17 protein-coding genes are annotated in these 16,797 nt (G+C 70.7%); 12 read left to right on the top strand and 5 right to left on the bottom strand.

The features are described 5' to 3' along the window. Nucleotides 1–100: 100 nt before the first annotated feature. Nucleotides 101–1,144: a serine hydrolase gene (locus tag ACZ4N4_RS32695; RefSeq protein WP_467595560.1), complete on the bottom strand. Its 1,044-nt coding sequence runs from the start codon at nt 1,142–1,144 to the stop codon at nt 101–103. A 150-nt stretch (nt 1,145–1,294) separates the two neighbouring features. Between ACZ4N4_RS32695 and ACZ4N4_RS32700 the strand changes: the two genes are divergently transcribed. Further along, nucleotides 1,295–2,026: an SseB family protein gene (locus ACZ4N4_RS32700; protein ID WP_453575426.1), complete on the top strand. Its 732-nt coding sequence runs from the start codon at nt 1,295–1,297 to the stop codon at nt 2,024–2,026. 3 nt (nt 2,027–2,029) lie between these two features. On the opposite strand, the gene ACZ4N4_RS32705 is transcribed toward ACZ4N4_RS32700, so the two are convergent. Further along, nucleotides 2,030–2,404 (bottom strand): DUF1844 domain-containing protein, encoded by a 375-nt coding sequence (locus ACZ4N4_RS32705; RefSeq protein WP_351700433.1) that lies wholly within the window; start codon nt 2,402–2,404, stop codon nt 2,030–2,032. A 401-nt stretch (nt 2,405–2,805) separates the two neighbouring features. On the opposite strand from ACZ4N4_RS32705, the gene infC reads away from it, so the two are divergent. The 10 genes from infC (at nt 2,806) to ACZ4N4_RS32755 (ending at nt 13,840) form a co-directional block, all read left to right on the top strand. Then, on the top strand, nt 2,806–3,468 hold the full coding sequence (infC, locus tag ACZ4N4_RS32710) for a translation initiation factor IF-3 (RefSeq protein WP_450759303.1): 663 nt from the start codon (nt 2,806–2,808) through the stop codon (nt 3,466–3,468). A 134-nt stretch (nt 3,469–3,602) separates the two neighbouring features. Continuing rightward, nucleotides 3,603–3,797 carry a 50S ribosomal protein L35 gene (rpmI, locus tag ACZ4N4_RS32715; RefSeq protein WP_351320349.1) on the top strand — a complete coding sequence of 65 codons (195 nt, stop codon included), beginning with the start codon at nt 3,603–3,605 and terminating at the stop codon, nt 3,795–3,797. Nucleotides 3,798–3,896: 99 nt separating this feature from the next. Further along, nucleotides 3,897–4,280, top strand: coding sequence for a 50S ribosomal protein L20 (gene rplT, locus ACZ4N4_RS32720; RefSeq protein ID WP_018549117.1), 384 nt, complete (start codon nt 3,897–3,899; stop codon nt 4,278–4,280). A 167-nt stretch (nt 4,281–4,447) separates the two neighbouring features. Then, a complete protein-coding gene (locus tag ACZ4N4_RS32725) occupies nt 4,448–5,302 on the top strand; it encodes a TrmH family RNA methyltransferase (RefSeq protein WP_453575428.1) in 855 nt (284 codons plus the stop codon). 53 nt (nt 5,303–5,355) lie between these two features. Beyond that, on the top strand, nt 5,356–6,501 hold the full coding sequence (locus ACZ4N4_RS32730) for a sensor histidine kinase (protein WP_453575430.1): 1,146 nt from the start codon (nt 5,356–5,358) through the stop codon (nt 6,499–6,501). A 125-nt stretch (nt 6,502–6,626) separates the two neighbouring features. Next, on the top strand, nt 6,627–7,748 hold the full coding sequence (gene pheS, locus ACZ4N4_RS32735) for a phenylalanine--tRNA ligase subunit alpha (RefSeq protein ID WP_093505167.1): 1,122 nt from the start codon (nt 6,627–6,629) through the stop codon (nt 7,746–7,748). Continuing rightward, nucleotides 7,748–10,261 (top strand): phenylalanine--tRNA ligase subunit beta, encoded by a 2,514-nt coding sequence (gene pheT / locus ACZ4N4_RS32740; RefSeq protein ID WP_467595566.1) that lies wholly within the window; start codon nt 7,748–7,750, stop codon nt 10,259–10,261. The genes pheS and pheT overlap by 1 nt, the downstream gene beginning before the upstream one ends. Nucleotides 10,262–10,555: 294 nt before the next feature. Then, nucleotides 10,556–11,662, top strand: coding sequence for a PP2C family protein-serine/threonine phosphatase (locus tag ACZ4N4_RS32745; RefSeq protein ID WP_467595569.1), 1,107 nt, complete (start codon nt 10,556–10,558; stop codon nt 11,660–11,662). A 212-nt stretch (nt 11,663–11,874) separates the two neighbouring features. Next, entirely contained in the window at nt 11,875–13,215 is a 1,341-nt protein-coding gene (locus ACZ4N4_RS32750; protein WP_467595572.1) for a transcriptional regulator, read from the top strand. Nucleotides 13,216–13,303: 88 nt separating this feature from the next. Then, the gene (locus ACZ4N4_RS32755) at nt 13,304–13,840 is read left to right on the top strand and encodes an NUDIX hydrolase (protein WP_467595575.1); all 537 of its coding nucleotides are present in this window, start codon (nt 13,304–13,306) and stop codon (nt 13,838–13,840) included. Here ACZ4N4_RS32755 and ACZ4N4_RS32760 read toward each other — a convergent pair. Continuing rightward, entirely contained in the window at nt 13,837–14,094 is a 258-nt protein-coding gene (locus ACZ4N4_RS32760; RefSeq protein ID WP_467595578.1) for a hypothetical protein, read from the bottom strand. The genes ACZ4N4_RS32755 and ACZ4N4_RS32760 overlap by 4 nt on opposite strands. Before the next feature lie 209 nt (nt 14,095–14,303). Further along, entirely contained in the window at nt 14,304–15,164 is an 861-nt protein-coding gene (locus ACZ4N4_RS32765; RefSeq protein WP_450758894.1) for a 3-hydroxybutyryl-CoA dehydrogenase, read from the bottom strand. A 171-nt stretch (nt 15,165–15,335) separates the two neighbouring features. On the opposite strand from ACZ4N4_RS32765, the gene ACZ4N4_RS32770 reads away from it, so the two are divergent. After that, complete coding sequence (locus ACZ4N4_RS32770; protein ID WP_467595580.1) at nt 15,336–16,562, top strand: glycoside hydrolase family 10-like protein; 1,227 nt, start codon at nt 15,336–15,338, stop codon at nt 16,560–16,562. Between the two features lie 32 nt (nt 16,563–16,594). Here the strand turns inward: ACZ4N4_RS32770 and ACZ4N4_RS32775 are convergent, their stop codons facing one another. Further along, on the bottom strand, nt 16,595–16,795 hold the full coding sequence (locus ACZ4N4_RS32775; RefSeq protein WP_384992251.1) for a DUF1918 domain-containing protein: 201 nt from the start codon (nt 16,793–16,795) through the stop codon (nt 16,595–16,597). Nucleotides 16,796–16,797: the final 2 nt, after the last annotated feature.

Raw genomic sequence — 16,797 nt, forward strand, 5'->3', positions numbered from 1 at the left:
CTGAAACACCCCGAACCGGAGCGCCCGGAAGGGGCGCGGGGAATGGCGCGACCAGCCCCCTGCCGGTCCGCACTCGCCCACGAACCGTGGAACCCTCCCCCTACTGCGAAGCCGAAGCCGAAGCCGAAGCCGAAGCAGACGCGGACGCGGACGAGTCGGCCGACGTGAAGGAACTCACCGCCGCCTTCGCCGCGGCCTCCACCAGCGAGATCCCCTTCGCCTGACTCACCGTCCCCTTGGACAGCACCGCGACCAGATAGCCGGTCCCGTCCACCGTCACCCGCCCGATGCTGTTGACGTCCCACAGCCCGGTCGAACTCCGCGCCAGCCACCCGTTCTTCAGCGCGAACTCCGAACCGTCGGCGGCGGCCGAGACCCCCCATCGCTGGTCGGACTCGACCGTCTTCATCAGGCCCTGGAGATAGGCCTGCGAAGCCGAGCTCAGTTTCGAGTCGTCCCCGAACACCTGCTGGAGCAGGGTGAGCTGGTCCGCCGCCGTGGTCTGGGTCAGCCCCCACAGCGCCCCGTCACCGCCCTCGGTGTCCGTCAGCCCGAAGCGCTTGTTCGCCGCGTCCAGGCCCGCCGCCTCGCCGATGATGTCCCACAGCTCCGACGCGGACGTGTTGTCGCTGTTCTCGATCATCTTCGTGGCGTACGCCTTCTCCGTGGCCGTCAGATGCCGTCCCGCGTCCTGCGCCTGGAGCAGCAGCGTCGCCAGGATGTCGACCTTGACGATGCTCGCGGTGTCGAACGCGCTGTCGCCGTGGACCGCGCTGTCGCCGGAGTCCAGATCGAGCACGGCCGCCGACACCTTCGCCGCGGACGTCACGGTCACCGTCTTCATCGCCGTGCTCAGCAGCGCGTCCCGGTCCACGGCCGGCTCCGTCACGGGTTCCACCGTTGCCTCCCCGCTCGCCGAGGCCGAAGTAGAGGAAGAAGAGGAAGAAGAGGCGGGGGGCGTCGGCGGCGCAGCCGAGGATACGGGGCCGCCGTCGCGGGCGTGCGCCTTCACGTACACGGTCCCGGCCGCGGTGACGCCGAGGACGGCGACCGTGGCGAGGGAGACGGAGAGAAGAGCCCGGCGCCGGGGCCGGGCACGGCGGCGGGCCCGCCGGGATCCTGGGGTGGCTCTGGGGGACTCCATGCCCGCGATGCTCGGGGCGGGGACTGTGCGATCCGTTTGCCGGACGTTAGAAGGAGATCAGGGATATCTGAGAATCCCGTGAAAGCGGTGTCGATCCGGTTTCGGGGGCCGCACAACCGCAGCAGCATCCCCCCGATAGGGTCGGGGACCGTGGCGAACAAGAACATTCCCGACTCCGGCTACTCCGCCGACGACGGTTCCGCGGACCCCCGGCTGGCCGCCGCGCTGGCCGCCTGGGCCGAGGACCGTACGGCCGTGGGACCCGTCCTGGCGGCCCTGAAGGGCGCCCGGCTGCTCGTCCCGGTGGTCGCCGTCCTCGGAGAGGTCGAGGAGGACGAGCACGGGCTGCGCCGCGAGAAGACCAGCGACATGGCCGTCCCCACCCTCAGGGCCGGCGCCCGCACCGCCCTGCCCGCCTTCACCTCCACCGAGTCGCTGGCCCGCTGGGACCCGGCGGCGCGGCCCGTCGCCGTACCCCTGCACCAGGCGCTCCAGGCCGCCGCGCACGAGAAGGCGGACACGGTGGTCCTGGACCTGTCGGGGCCGGTGCCGTTCGAACTGACCGGCCCGGTGCTGCTCGCGCTCGCGGAGGGGCGGACGACGGCCGATCCGCTCGCCGACCCGGCCGTGATCGAGGCCGTCCGTACGGTGGTGGCCGCCGAGCCCGCCGTGCGCCGTGCCCACCTCGGACCGGGCCACACCGACGGCACCCTCGCCCTGGTCCTCGACCCGGCCGCGCCGCCCGCCGAGACCGCCCAGGCCGTCGCCGGGCGGCTCGCCGCCGACGAGACACTGCGGGCCCGCCTGGTACGCGGCCTCGACCTGGCACTGCTGCCGGCCGGGGCCACGCCGCCGGGCGAGCCCTTGTACGTGAGAAACTGACCGCTAGCCGTAGACCGGCCCGGTGTACTTCTCGCCGGGGCCCTGGCCCGGCTCGTCGGGGACGATCGAGGCCTCGCGGAAAGCCAGCTGGAGCGACTTCAGGCCGTCCCGCAGCGGTGCCGCGTGGAAGGAGCTGATCTCGGTCGCGGACGCGTCGAGCAGCCCGGCGAGGGCGGTGACCAGCTTGCGGGCCTCGTCCAGGTCCTTGTACTTGTCGCCCTCCTCGGTCAGACCGAGCTTCACGGCCGCGGCGCTCATCAGGTTGACGGCGACCGTCACGATCACCTCGACCGCGGGGACCTCGGCGATGTCGCGGGTCATCTCGTCGAAGTCGGGCTGACCGGCGTCACCGGTGCCAGGAAGGGGCGTTTCACTCATGACGCACACGATAGGCGCAGCGGGCGCGGGGCTCCGACCTGACCCCGGGACGCCCCAATTGGTCCTCCCTCGGCTTTGCTGCTAACCTTGTGTGATGACCGGCCGAACAGGTATGCCTCACGGCTCACCGACCCGGCCCACAAGTGGAGGCTTCGAACTCCCACCTGACCGCCCTGCAGGGCGGCGGGTCACCGGTCAGACGGTCGCTTTCGCCGCTATGGCGACGGCGTTCCGTCCGATAGCGCGCCCCGCGATCCCCGCGGCGGTGCTCCGGTAGTTCGAGGAGCCCTGCCTGTGATCGTCCGGGGCATTTTTTGTGCTTCGGTGCGGTTAGGTCTTACGAAAAGAGACGTTACGCGGCTGTCCGCCAGACCGTCGCGTGGTGCTACCGAGGAGGATCCATCAGCACCGAGCCCCGCATCAACGACCGGATTCGCGTTCCCGAGGTGCGACTTGTCGGTCCCAGTGGCGAGCAGGTGGGCATTGTCCCCCTGGCCAAGGCACTGGAGCTTGCGCAGGAGTACGACCTCGACCTGGTCGAGGTGGCGGCGAGCGCACGCCCGCCGGTCTGCAAGCTCATGGACTACGGCAAGTTCAAGTACGAGTCGGCCATGAAGGCCCGTGAGGCGCGCAAGAACCAGGCGCACACGGTCATCAAGGAAATGAAGCTCCGGCCGAAGATCGACCCGCACGACTATGACACCAAGAAGGGTCACGTCGTACGGTTCCTCAAGCAGGGCGACAAGGTCAAGATCACGATCATGTTCCGTGGTCGCGAGCAGTCCCGGCCCGAACTGGGCTACCGGCTGCTGCAGCGTCTCGCGGAGGACGTCCAGGACCTCGGTTTCGTCGAGTCGAACCCGAAGCAGGACGGCCGGAACATGATCATGGTTCTCGGTCCGCACAAGAAGAAGACCGAGGCGATGGCCGAGGCCCGGCAGGCGCAGGAAGCCCGCAAGGCCGAAGCCAAGGCCAACCCCGGCAAGTCGCAGAACGCCGCCGAGCTGGAGGCCGACGCCGAGGTCGAGGCCGAGGCGCCCGCCGAGGAGCCTGCCGAGGCGTGATCCCGGGGCAACCGCCCCAGGTCAGCACCCAGGGGCGCAAGCCTCAGGATGTAACCGATACAAGAGCGACGTTCCACCGTGCCCGGTTTCGCGACCGGGCACCGGAGCGCCATCGACGAGGAGATAACGGCGCTATGCCGAAGAACAAGACGCACAGCGGTGCCAGCAAGCGCTTCAAGGTCACCGGCTCCGGCAAGGTCCTGCGTGAGCGCGCCGGCAAGCGCCACCTGCTCGAGCACAAGTCGTCCCGCGTGACGCGTCGCCTCACCGGCACCGCCGAGATGGCCCCGGGCGACACCGCGAAGATCAAGAAGCTTCTCGGCAAGTGACGCACGGGCGCCGGCCGGCGCCCTGAAGTCAAGATCCGGGACCCAGTCGTTTCCGGGCCGCGTGAGTCCAACCGCGGCCCCGCTACAAGGAGTTAACAAGTGGCACGCGTCAAGCGGGCAGTCAACGCCCACAAGAAGCGCCGGGCGATCCTCGAGGCGGCCTCCGGCTACCGCGGTCAGCGTTCGCGCCTGTACCGCAAGGCCAAGGAGCAGGTCACCCACTCGCTGGTCTACAACTACAACGACCGCAAGAAGCGCAAGGGCGACTTCCGTCAGCTGTGGATCCAGCGCATCAACGCCGCTGCCCGCGCCAACGGCATCACGTACAACCGCTTCATCCAGGGTCTGAAGGCCGCGAACGTCGAGGTCGACCGCAAGATCCTGGCCGAGCTGGCGGTCAACGACGCCGGCGCGTTCGCCGCGCTCGTCGAGGTCGCGCAGAAGGCGCTGCCGGCGGACGTCAACGCGCCGAAGGCCGCGTGACGCTGGCGCTGGCCCTGGCCGACGTGACTTGAGGACCCGCAGGCTCTAGGGCTTGCGGGTCCTGTTGTTGAGGTTCCACGGCCGCGGGCCGGTGGGGGCTGGTCGCGCAGTTCCCCGCGCCCCTACGGGGGCGCCTTTCGTCGCGTTACCTTGAAAGTGATCCACACATGCCCAGCCCCGAGCTGATCTCTCCCCGTTCCGTGCGTGTCGCCGCTGCCCGGCGGCTCGGCAAGCGGAACTTCCGGGGGAAGGACCGGCTGTTCCTCGCCGAGGGGCCGCAGGCCGTCCGGGAGGCGGCCGGGCATCGGGTCGACGGGGCGGCGACCCTCGTCGAGCTGTTCGCGACCGTCGAGGCCGCGGAGCGGTACGCCGACATCGTCGGGGCCGCCCGAGACGTCGGCGCCCGGATCCACCTCGCCTCCGAAGAGGTCATCGCCGACATCTCCACCACCGTCACCCCGCAGGGGCTGGTCGGTGTCTGCCGCTTCCTGGACACCCCGTTCGAGGATGTCCTCGCCGCCCGGCCGAAGCTCGTCGCCGTCCTCGCCAACGTCCGCGACCCCGGCAACGCCGGTACCGTGCTGCGGTGCGCCGACGCGGCCGGGGCCGAAGCGGTCGTACTGACCGACGCGTCCGTGGACCTGTACAACCCCAAGGCCGTGCGCGCCTCCGTCGGGTCGCACTTCCATCTGCCGGTCGCCGTCGGGGTGCCCGTCGAGCAGGCCGTCGCCGGGCTGAAGGGCCTCGGTGTGCGCATCCTCGCCGCCGACGGCGCCGGAACGGACGACCTCGACGACGAGCTCGACAAGGGCACCATGGGCGGGCCCACGGCCTGGGTGTTCGGGAACGAGGCCTGGGGGCTCCCCGAGGAGACCCGCGCGCTGGCCGACGCCGTCGTGCGCGTTCCGATCCACGGGAAGGCCGAAAGCCTGAACCTCGCCACCGCCGCCGCCGTATGTCTCTACGCAACGGCCCGTGCACAGCGTGCCTCCGGAGGGTGCCGTTCCGTCACCGAGAGCTAGTAGGGTGACCAGCTCGGGGGCCTACTGCGCCGTCTGAGAGGTGGAGTACGGGGATGAGTGTCGGCACCAGCAACGCGCCGGGCGGCCGCGGTACCGGACGTGTGCCCGCACCCCGGCAGGGCGACCTCACCGGGCTCGGCATCGACCCCGACGAACTGCCCGACGGCCTGGTGGTCGCCGACGAGCACGGCATCGTCGTCCGCTTCAACGCCGCCGCCGCCCGGATCACCGCCACCGCCCCCGCGGACGCCCTCGGGCAGCGGCTGGAGAAGGCCCTGCCCTTAGAGGACCTGGAGGGCAGGCGCTGGTGGCAGCTCACCGATCCCTACGGCGGCCTCGCCATCCGGGTCGGACAGCCGGAGCGGAACCTCCTGCTGCCCGGCGGCCGGGAGGTGCTGGTGTCCGCCACCTACGTACGCGCCGAGCCGACCGGTCCGGTCCGCCGGGTCGTCGTGTCGCTGCGGGACACCGAGGCCCGCCGCCGCACCGAGCGCAGCCACGCCGAGCTGATCGCCACCGTCGCACATGAGCTGCGCTCCCCGCTGACCTCCGTCAAGGGGTTCACCGCCACCCTGCTCGCCAAATGGGAACGCTTCACCGACGACCAGAAACGGCTGATGCTGGAGACGGTCGACGCGGACGCCGACCGGGTCACCCGGCTCATCGCCGAGCTGCTGGACATCTCCAGGATCGACAGCGGACGCCTTGAGCTGCGCCGGCAGCCCGTCGACATAGGCGCCGCCGTCGGACGGCACATCCAGGCGTACGTCACCGCCGGTCAGCCCGCCGACCGCTTCCTGCTCCGCATCGAGCAGCCGCTGCCCGCCCTGTGGGCCGATCCCGACAAGGTCGACCAGGTCCTCAGCAACCTCATCGAAAATGCCGTGCGGCACGGCGAGGGAACCGTCACCATTGACGTCACGCCGTCGGCTTCCCCGCGCGAAGGGGAAGACCTCGACAACACGGCCACCTCGGTCACCGTGAGCGACGAGGGGCCAGGCATCCCGGAGGAGTCCATGAACCGCGTCTTCACCCGCTTCTGGCGGGGCAGCAAGCGCGGTGGCACCGGCCTCGGGCTGTACATCGTCAAGGGCATCGTCGAGGCCCACGGCGGCACCATCACCGTCGGACGCGCCGCGAGCGGCGGCGCCGAGTTCCGATTTACGTTGCCCGTGAGCGCGCCGGCGTATCTCGCCTGACGGCCCACGGGCTCTTCGTATACCTCCACCCCGTTAGACTCGGCCTTTGGCACCTTTGTGTCCTTCTCACGGCCCACCAACGGTCTCGGGGACCATCCGCCAGCCAATCGGAAGCACGGGAAGAGATGTCGGCACCGAATAAGTCGTACGACCCTGTCGAGGTCGAGGCGTTGAAACCGGAAGAGATCGAGCGCATGCGGGACGAGGCGCTCGCCGCCTTCGCCGCCGCGGACTCCCTCGACGCGCTCCAGGAGGCCAAGGTCGCGCACACCGGCGGCACGTCCCCGCTGGCCCTCGCCAACCGCGAGATCGGCGCCCTGCCCCCGCATGCCAAGGCCGCTGCCGGGAAGCTGGTCGGCCAGGCCCGTGGCGCCGTGAACAAGGCCCTCGCGGGCCGCCAGGAGGAGCTGGAGGCCGAGCGAGACGCCCGGGTGCTGGTCGAGGAGGCGGTGGACGTCACGCTGCCCTACGACCGCGTCCCGGCCGGCGCCCGCCACCCGCTGACCACCCTGTCCGACCGCATCGAGGACATCTTCGTGGCCATGGGCTACGAGGTCGCCGAGGGCCCGCAGGTCGAGGCCGAGTGGTTCAACTTCGACGCCCTCAACATCGGCCCGGACCACCCGGCCCGCGGCGAGGCGGACACCTTCTTCGTGCAGGGCCCCGAGGGCGGCACCGAGTCCGGTGTCGTGCTGCGCACCCACACCTCGCCGGTGCAGATCCGCTCCCTGCTCGACCGCGAGCTGCCGGTGTACGTGATCTGCCCCGGCCGCGTGTACCGCACCGACGAGCTGGACGCCACCCACACCCCGGTCTTCCACCAGGTCGAGCTGCTCGCCGTCGACGAGGGCCTGACCATGTCCGACCTCAAGGGCACCCTGGACCACATGGTCCAGTCGCTGTTCGGCGAGGGCATGAAGACCCGGCTGCGGCCGAACTTCTTCCCCTTCACCGAGCCCAGCGCCGAGATGGACATGCTGTGCTACGTCTGCAAGGGCGAGTCCGTCGGCAACCCCGACCGGCCCTGCCGTACCTGCTCCTCCGAGGGCTGGATCGAGCTGGGCGGCTGCGGCATGGTCAACCCGCGGGTGCTCACCGCCTGCGGCGTGGACCCGGAGAAGTACAGCGGCTTCGCCTTCGGGTTCGGCATCGAGCGGATGCTGATGTTCCGCCACAACGTCGAGGACATGCGAGACATGGTCGAGGGTGACGTCCGGTTCACCCGGCCGTTCGGGATGGAGATCTGATGCGGGTCCCGCTTTCCTGGCTGCGGGAGTACGTCGACCTGCCGGCCACCGAGACCGGCCGCGACGTGCAGGCCAAGCTGATTTCGGGCGGGCTCGAGGTCGAGACCGTCGAGCAGCTCGGCGACGGCCTCAAGGGCCCCCTGGTCGTCGGCCGGGTGCTCACCATCGAGGAGCTGGAGGGCTTCAAGAAGCCGATCCGCTTCTGCACCGTCGACGTCGGCACGGCCAACGGCACGGGTGAGCCCCAGGAGATCGTCTGCGGCGCCCGCAACTTCGCCGTCGGCGACAAGGTCGTCGTCGTCCTGCCGGGGGCCGTGCTCCCCGGCGGCTTCGCGATCGCCGCGCGCGAGACGTACGGCAAGACCTCCCACGGCATGATCTGCTCCAGCGACGAGCTGGGCATGGGATCCGACGGCACCCACGGCATCATCGTGCTGCCGCCGGAGACCGAGGTCGGCAAGGACGCCATCGAGCTGCTCGAACTGGTCGACGAGGTCCTGGACATCGCCGTCACCGCCAACCGTGGCGACTGCCTGTCGCTCCGCGGCGTGGCCCGCGAGACCGCCATCGCCTACGGCCTGCCGCTGCGCGACCCGGCGCTGATCGACGTGCCGGGACCGAACGCCTTCGGCTACCCGGTCCAGGTCGCCGACCCGCTCGGCTGCGACCGCTTCACCGCGCGCACCGTCACCGGGCTGAGCCCCGAGGCCCGCTCCCCGATCTGGCTGCAGCGCCGGCTCCAGAAGGTCGGCATGCGCCCGATCTCGCTCGCCGTCGACGTCACCAACTACGTGATGATGGAGCTCGGCCAGCCGCTGCACGCCTATGACCGCTCCCTGGTCCAGGGCACCATCGGGGTCCGCCGCGCGGCCGAGGGCGAGAAGATCGTCACCCTCGACGGCGTCGAACGGAAGCTGCACGCCGAGGACCTGGTGATCACCGACGACCGCGGTCCGATCGGCCTCGCGGGTGTCATGGGCGGCGCCAACACCGAGATCGCCGACCACGAGGACACCGAGAACGCCACCTCCGACGTGGTGATCGAGGCGGCCCACTTCGACGCCGTCGCCATCGCGCGCACGGCCCGCCGTCACAAGCTGTCCTCCGAGGCCTCCCGCCGCTTCGAGCGCGGGGTCGACCCGCAGGCCGCGGCCGCCGCCGCGCAGCGCACGGTCGACCTGCTGGTGCTGCTCGCCGGCGGCACCGCCGAGGCCGGCGTCACCGAGGCCATCGCGCCCTCCGCGCCGCACACCATCACCGTCGCGGCGAACCACCCGGACAAGGTCGCGGGTGTCGAGTACGGCCGGGAGACCGTCGTCCGCCGTCTCCAGGAGGTGGGCTGCGACGTCTACGGGCAGGACGAACTGATCGTCACCGTGCCGTCCTGGCGGCCCGACCTGCTCGAACAGAACGACCTGGCCGAAGAGGTCATCCGTCTGGAGGGCTACGAGAACCTGCCCTCCACGCTGCCCAGGCCGCGGTCCGGCCGGGGCCTGACCCACCGTCAGCGGCTGCACCGCCGGGTGGGCCGCGCGCTGGCCGGGGCCGGCTATGTCGAGGCGCTGAACTACCCGTTCGTCAGCGAGCAGGTCTTCGACCAGCTGGGCCTGGCCGCCGACGACCCGGCCCGCCGCGTCGTCCGGCTCACCAACCCGCTCAACGACGAGGAGCCCGCGCTGCGCACCTCGCTGCTGCCGGGGCTGCTCGGCGCGCTGCGGCGCAACGACGGGCGGGGCGTCCACGACCTGGCGCTGTTCGAGACCGGCCTGGTCTTCCTCCCGCGTGAGGAGCAGGGCGTCGCCGGTCATCTGCCGGTCGACCGCCGCCCGACCGACGAGGAGATCGCCGCGCTGGACGCCGTGCTGCCGGAGCAGCCCCGGCATGTGGCCGCCGTCCTCGCGGGCGCCCGCGAGCAGGCCGGCTGGTGGGGCAACGGCCGTCCGGCCGACTGGGCCGACGCGGTCGAGGCGGCCCGTACCGTGGCCCGTGAGACCGGCACCGAGCTGATCGTGCGCTCCGGCCAGTACGGGCCGTGGCACCCCGGCCGGTGCGCCGAGCTGCTGGTCGTCGCCGACGGCACCGAGCGGGTCGTGGGCCACGCCGGTGAGCTGCACCCGCGGGTGCTCAAGGCGTTGGGGCTGCCCGCGCGCACCTGCGCGATGGAGCTGAACCTGGACGCGCTGGAGCAGGCCGGCGACGGTACGCCGCAGGCGCCGAGCATCTCGACGTTCCCGGTGGCCACGCAGGATGTCGCCCTCGTGGTGGACAAGCCGGTACCGGCCGTCGAGGTCGAGGCCGCGCTGCGCGAGGGCGCCGGTGAACTGCTCGAAGGCATCCGGTTGTTCGACGTGTATGTCAACGACGAGCAGCTCGGTGACGGGAAGAAGTCGCTGGCGTACGCGCTGCGGTTCCGGGCCCGTGACCGGACGCTGACCGTGGACGAGGCGTCGGCTGCGCGGGATGCGGCTGTCGCCCTGGCCGGGGAGCGTACGGGAGCGGTGCTGCGAGGCTAGTCGCCGTAGGGGGGACTGTTGCCGGTCGGCTGCGGCTTCGTCGTGGCTGATCGCGCAGTTCCTCCCCCAGCCTTCGGCCGGGGGGACCCCCGGCGCCCCTGACGGGGCGCTGCCCTTCGCGGCGTGAAGCACGTGCTGTCACCTGCATAAATGCGGGTGTCCTGGGGGTGGTCACTCATTTGGGTGAGATCCAACCCGGACATGGCCCTGTCGGGGCATGCCGTCGACAGAATCGGACCGGCCTTTCGGGGCCGGTCCGTCTGTTCTGTCAGGGCCTACTTGGGGGCCATCGGCATGATCCGCATCAAGGCTGGGGTTCCCCACAGAAGGCGGCCCCGGACCAGCTCTCGGCCCTCGCGCTGTGCGCTCACCCTGGGGTTGCCCACGGTGTGGGGCGCCGTCGCGGTCTCGTACAAGCTCGGATGCCCGCTGGCCGAGCAGAACGGGCTCGGCGCGCGCATCGTCACCAGCGCCGTGTTCTTCGCGGTCGGCACCGGGCTGATACTCCATGTCCGGCGGGCCCTGCTCCGGGAGCTACGGCAGGTCCGCAAGGTGGCCGGCGCCGCGCAGAGCGTGCTGCTGCGGCCCCTGCCACCCCGTCTCGCCGGGCTGAACGTCGCCGCCGCACAGCTCTCCGCCGACCGGGGCGCGGCCATCGGCGGTGACCTCTACGAGGCGGTCGCCACGGAGCACGGCGTACGGGTCGTGATGGGCGACGTACGCGGGCACGGACTGGCCGCCATCGGCACCGTCGCCGCCGTCCTCGGCAGCTTCCGTGAGGCCGCCCACGACGAACCCGAACTCGGCCGGGTCCTCGGCCGGCTGGACCGCGCCCTGGCCAGACACCTACGAGAACGAGCCAGGGCGGAACACCCCGCCGGCGGCCAGGACCCGGACAACCCGGTCGCCGAGGAGTTCGTCACCCTGCTGCTCCTGGAGATCGCCGGGGACGGTGGCGTACGGGCGATCAACTGCGGCCACCCGTGGCCGTATGTTCTGAGCGATGTGCGAGTGCAGCCACTGTCGGGCGCCGATCCACTACCGCCTCTCGGCCCGTTCGCCCTCCCGGCGGACCTCACCCCCACCGACTGCGGCCCTCTGCACCCCGAGGAGTCCCTGGTGCTGTACACGGACGGCGCGGAGGACGCGAGAGACGCCAAGGGCCACTTCTTCTCCCTGCCGCAGGCCCTGGCGGAAGCGGTACGGGATCGCCAGGTCTCTCCCCAGACCATCCTGAGGACGGTCTTCACCGCCCTCCTCCACCACACCAACGGCCGTCCCACCGACGACATCGCCCTCCTGGTACTTCGCAACGAACGCGCCCATCAACGCGCCCCTTTGGGGGCGCGGGGAACTGCGCGACCAGCCCCCATCCACCCGCAGCCGACAACGCACCGCTGACCCACGAACCGTCGGCCAAGCCGACGGCCAGGCCACCGCACTGTACGAGGGGGAGCCGGCGGCCCGGCCGGCCTCTTGCGAGGCAGTTCAGTCAACCGGGCCGACACGCTCCGCAACAGCGCGCGTACGCTGCGGATTCGCGCACTCCGTTCACACCCCGTGTGAACACCCACGCACTACGCTGACGGCACCAGGCCACTCGGGGGGCATCCATGCAGCCCAACTCTCTGCTCGACGCGATCCTGGACGAGGCGGGGATCTCGCACGCCGGTCTCGCCGCCCACGTCAACCAGGCGGGCCGGGCCCGTGGACTCTCGCTTCGTTACGAACACACCGCCGTGGCCCGCTGGTTGAAGGGCCAGCGGCCGCGCGGCCAGGTGCCCGACCTGATCTGCGAGGTGCTCGCCGCCCGGCTGCACCGCACGGTCACCCTCGACGACATCGGCCTCGGGGTGCCCGGCGAGCCCAGCGTCCCGCACACCACCTCGCTCTCCGGGTTCGTCGAACGGGCCACCGCGCTGTGGCGGTCCGACGAACAGCAGCGCCCGCACATACTCGGCGCCCCCGCCGTCACCGGCACACCCGCCGTGATGCCGGTGTGGGAGTGGGAGAACCCCCCTGAGGACGTGGACGTCTCGCGCGGCGGCCGGCACCGGGTCACCCCGGCCGATCTGGAGATGCTGCGGGCCGCCCGCGCCCACTACGAGCAGATGTACCGCAAGGCCGGCGGCATGGCGACCCGCACCCGGGTCGTCGGCTTCCTCAACGCCGAGGCGGCTCCGCTGCTGCGCGGCAGGTACACGGACGCGACGGGGCGTCAACTGCACCGGGCGACCGGTGGGTTGGTCGCCATCGTGGGGATCTGCGCCTACGACTCCGATGCCCACGGCCTCGCGCAGCGCTACTTCCACCAGGCCCTGCGGCTGGCGAAGGCGAGCGGCGACCGGGGGCTCGGTGCTTATGTCATCGCACTCCTTGTCAACCAGGCGCTGTTCATGCGGGAGTTCCGGCAGGCCGTCGCGTTCGCGGAGGCCGCGCTGCGCGCCGCCGGCAAGCACATCACCCCGGCGCTCGCCTCCGACCTCTATGCGATGCAGTCCAAGGCGTACGCCCACCTCGGCGACGGCACGAGCGCGCTGTCCTGCATCCGGCGGGCGGAGGCGGCCGCCGAACGCATCCGGCGGGGCTATGAACCCGACGAGACCGGCTATGTCCAACCCGGTCTGGTCAATGTGCAGGTGGCCGAGGCGCTGCTCAGTCTCGGCGAGCTCGCCGCCGCCCGGGAGCACGCCGCGGCCGCCGTCGACAACCCGGCCCACGACCGGGGGCGGGTGCACCGGCTGGCCATGCTCAGCACCATCGAACTGCGCCAGGGAAACGCGGACAACGCGGTGGCCACGGCCGTGCAAATGGCCGAACAGGCCCGCGGAATGGAGTCCCAGCGCCTGCGCGACAGACTCCGCGCGGTGCGCGAGCACCTGGTGCGCAGCGGCTCGGCCGGAACCGCCGAGGCCGCGGAACTCATCGACAGCGCACTGCGCGTACCGCTGTAGACCACACCCCCGTCGAGCGAGGCGCACTGTAGGCCTGAGGAGTCCCTGCTGCGATATTGCCACTTACTCGGCGGAAGGTGGCAGAACCGTGCAGTGGACGAAACTGAACGAACAAACTGTGTATGAAAACCGCTGGTTCAGCGTCAATCTCGCAGATGTCGAGCTGCCGGACGGCCGGCACCTCGACCACTTCCTGATACGGCTGCGGCCCGTGGCCGTGGCCACGGTGGTCAATGAGGCGGGCGAGGTCCTGCTCCTGTGGCGCCACCGTTTCATCACCGACAGCTGGGGGTGGGAACTCCCGGCCGGGGTGGTCGAGGAAGGCGAGGACATCGCCGTCGCGGCCGCCAGGGAACTGGAGGAGGAGACCGGCTGGCGGCCGGGAACCCTGCACCACCTCATGACCGTGGAGCCGTCCAACGGCCTCACCGACGCCCGGCACCACATCTACTGGTCCGACGAGGGCGAGTACCTCGGACACCCCGTGGACGACTTCGAGTCGGACCGCCGGGAGTGGGTCCCGCTCAAGCTCGTCCCGGACATGATCGCCCGCGGGGAGGTCCCGGCCGCCAACATGGCGGCCGCGTTACTCCTGCTGCATCACATGCGCCTCACCGGCGGCTAGTGGGCCAGTGCCTGCCAGACGGTGACGACGAGGGCGCCCAGCGCGGTGAGCGCGGCGATCGAGGGCAGGGGCCAGCGGGCGTTCTCCAGCAGGGCGAGGCGGCTGTTCAGGTCGTCCAGCTCCTTGGCCGTCTCCTTGGTGCGGTGACTGAGCAGGTTCAGCCCGCCCTCGACCCGGGCGTAGGCCACATCGAGGCGGCGACGTAACTCTGCGAGTTCTCCTTGGACCACGGGATGCTCTGGTTCGGTGGCCACGGGTCCACTCCTTTGCGTAGTCGAAGATGTCGTTCCGCATCCCTTTGCATGCGCATGAAGAGTGAACTCGCCTGGTGAGCGCGTGGGGAGAGTGTGCGCAAGGCATATGCGTGCCCGGAGTGCACACGGTGTGTGAAAGACACGAGCCCGGCACCGATCACGGTGCCGGGCCCGTGGAGCATCGCTCCCTGTAGTCAGCGGGGGTGTGTTCAGCCGTACGTGTAGAAGCCCGAGTTGGTCTTCCGGCCCAGCCGGCCCGCCTCGACCATGCGCTGGAGCAGCGGGGGAGCGGCGTACAGCGGCTCCTTGTACTCGGCGTACATGCTGTTGGCGATGGAGACGATGGTGTCCAGGCCGATCAGGTCGGACAGCTTCAGCGGACCCATCGGGTGGGCGCAGCCCATCTCCATGCCGTTGTCGATGTCCTCGCGGCTCGCGATGCCGGACTCGAACATCCGGATGGACGAGAGCAGGTACGGCACCAGGAGCGCGTTGACCACGAAGCCGGAGCGGTCCTGCGCGCGGATCGCGTGCTTGCCGAGCACCTTCTCGGCGAAGACCTGGGCGCGGCTGATGGTGCCCTCGGAGGTGGTCAGCGCCGGGATCAGCTCGACCAGCTTCTGCACCGGCGCCGGGTTGAAGAAGTGGATGCCGATCACATGGTCGGGGCGGGAGGTCGAGACCGCCAGCTTCACCAGCGGGATCGAGGAGGTGTTGGAGGCCAGGATCGCGTCCGGGCGGCTCACCACCTGGTCGAGCACCTGGAAGATCTCCGTCTTCACCTGCTCGTTCTCGACGACGGCCTCGATCACCAGGTCACGGTCGGCGAACTCGCCGAGGTCCGTGGTGAAGCTCAGCCGGGCCAGCGTGGCGTCCCGCTCCTCCTCGCTGATCTTGCCGCGCTCGGCGGCCTTGGCCAGGGAGTTGAACAGCCGGGTGCGGCCGATCTCCAGGGCCTCGCCGGTGGTCTCGGCGACCTTCACGTCCAGGCCGGAGCGGGCGCACACCTCGGCGATGCCCGCTCCCATCTGGCCGCAGCCCACGACTCCGACCTTCTCGATGTCGGTCACATCGTCCCCTTCGCTGATCTACGGGCGGCCGGCAGGACCTCCGGATCCGGTGCCTGCTCCGTTCGTGCACGTTACCCGTAAGTATCGATGATCGATCGTGCGGGTGCGGGCATCCTGTGGCGCGGAGGCGATCCGTGACCGCGCGGATCCGGAGAGTTAGAGGGTCTCACGATGGCACAGGTGTCTCGCAGGGCGTTCGCGGTGGCGGCGCTGTCGACGCTGACCCTGGCGGCACCGGGGGTGCCGGCCACGGCCCGGCCCCGGCGCGCGGCCACCGAGATGCGGGGCATGTGGCTGGCGACCGTCTCCAACCGTGACTGGCCCTCGCGGACCGGGCTGTCGGCCTCCGCCCAGCGCAAGGAACTGACCACTCTTCTCGACAAGGCGGTCGACTACCGGCTCAACACGGTGATGTTCCAGGTGCGGCCCACCGCCGACGCGTTCTGGCCCTCGTCCCACGAGCCCTGGTCCCAGTACCTCACCGGCACCCAGGGCAAGAACCCCGGCTGGGACCCGCTCGGGGTGGCCGTCCAGGAGGCGCACGCCCGGGGCCTGCACCTGCACGCCTGGTTCAACCCCTACCGGATCGCCAACAACACCGACCCGGGCAAGCTGGTCGCCTCGCATCCCGCCCGCAAGCACCCGGACTGGGTGGTGCCGTACGGCGGCAAGCTCTACTACAACCCGGGCATCCCGGCCGTGCGGGCCTTCGTACAGGAGGCGATCCTGGACGCGGTCGCCAAGTACCCCGTGGACGCCGTCCACTTCGACGACTACTTCTACCCGTACCCGGTGGCAGGCCAGACCTTCGACGACGACGACGCCTACGACACCCACGGCGCCGACTTCTCCTCCCGGGCGGCCTGGCGCCGGGACAACATCGACAAGCTGGTGACCGAGACCGCCGCCGGGATCAGGAAGCTCCGGCCCGGCACCCGGTTCGGTATCAGCCCGTTCGCGGTGTGGCGCAACGCGACCACCGACTCCCGGGGCTCGGACACCAAGGCGGGCGTGGAGACGTACGACGACCTGTACGCGGACACCCGGAAGTGGGTGCAGAAGAACTGGATCGACTACATCGTCCCGCAGGTGTACTGGCAGATCGGCAACGCGGCCGCCGACTACACCAAGGTCGTCGACTGGTGGGCGGGGGTGGCCAAGGGGTCCGGAACCCGGCTCTACATCGGTGAGGCGCTGTACCGGGCCGGGGCCGCAGACGCGCCCTCGGCCTGGCAGAACCCGGCCGAGCTGTCCCGGCATCTGACCCTGGCCGCCCAGTACCCGCAGGTCGGCGGGCATGTGTACTTCGCGGCCCAGGACGTGGCCGCCGATCCGATCGGGGCGCTGTCACGGGTGGTCGCCGACCATTACCGGCAGCCGGCGCTCCCGCCGAGCTGACCGGCACGCGGTCGGCGACCCCTCGCCGCGGCCTACAGTTGCGGATGGGTCTCCTGGTGCCTGACCTGGCAGTCGGGACCGGGGGACATGATGGCCTCGTGGCCGTCCTCGAAGCGGACCCGGTAGGGCGGATTGCCCTCGGGACCCAGTACCTGGACGACTTCCGAGACCTGGTCGTGCTGGCCGACCACCCTGCCGTGCTGGACAAGCTGGTCGCCCTCGGATGCACGCATCT

The sequence above is a fragment of the Streptomyces sp. NPDC026538 genome, assembly GCF_055567535.1.

Coding starts and splice junctions, on each gene's coding strand:
- ACZ4N4_RS32695 (WP_467595560.1), bottom strand. CDS start 1,144: ATGGAGTCCCCCAGAGCCACCCCAGGATCCCGGCGGGCCCGCCGCCGT.
- ACZ4N4_RS32705 (WP_351700433.1), bottom strand. CDS start 2,404: ATGAGTGAAACGCCCCTTCCTGGCACCGGTGACGCCGGTCAGCCCGAC.
- rpmI (WP_351320349.1), top strand. CDS start 3,603: ATGCCGAAGAACAAGACGCACAGCGGTGCCAGCAAGCGCTTCAAGGTC.
- ACZ4N4_RS32725 (WP_453575428.1), top strand. CDS start 4,448: ATGCCCAGCCCCGAGCTGATCTCTCCCCGTTCCGTGCGTGTCGCCGCT.
- ACZ4N4_RS32730 (WP_453575430.1), top strand. CDS start 5,356: ATGAGTGTCGGCACCAGCAACGCGCCGGGCGGCCGCGGTACCGGACGT.
- pheS (WP_093505167.1), top strand. CDS start 6,627: ATGTCGGCACCGAATAAGTCGTACGACCCTGTCGAGGTCGAGGCGTTG.
- pheT (WP_467595566.1), top strand. CDS start 7,748: ATGCGGGTCCCGCTTTCCTGGCTGCGGGAGTACGTCGACCTGCCGGCC.
- ACZ4N4_RS32745 (WP_467595569.1), top strand. CDS start 10,556: ATGATCCGCATCAAGGCTGGGGTTCCCCACAGAAGGCGGCCCCGGACC.
- ACZ4N4_RS32750 (WP_467595572.1), top strand. CDS start 11,875: ATGCAGCCCAACTCTCTGCTCGACGCGATCCTGGACGAGGCGGGGATC.
- ACZ4N4_RS32770 (WP_467595580.1), top strand. CDS start 15,336: ATGGCACAGGTGTCTCGCAGGGCGTTCGCGGTGGCGGCGCTGTCGACG.
- ACZ4N4_RS32775 (WP_384992251.1), bottom strand. CDS start 16,795: ATGCGTGCATCCGAGGGCGACCAGCTTGTCCAGCACGGCAGGGTGGTC.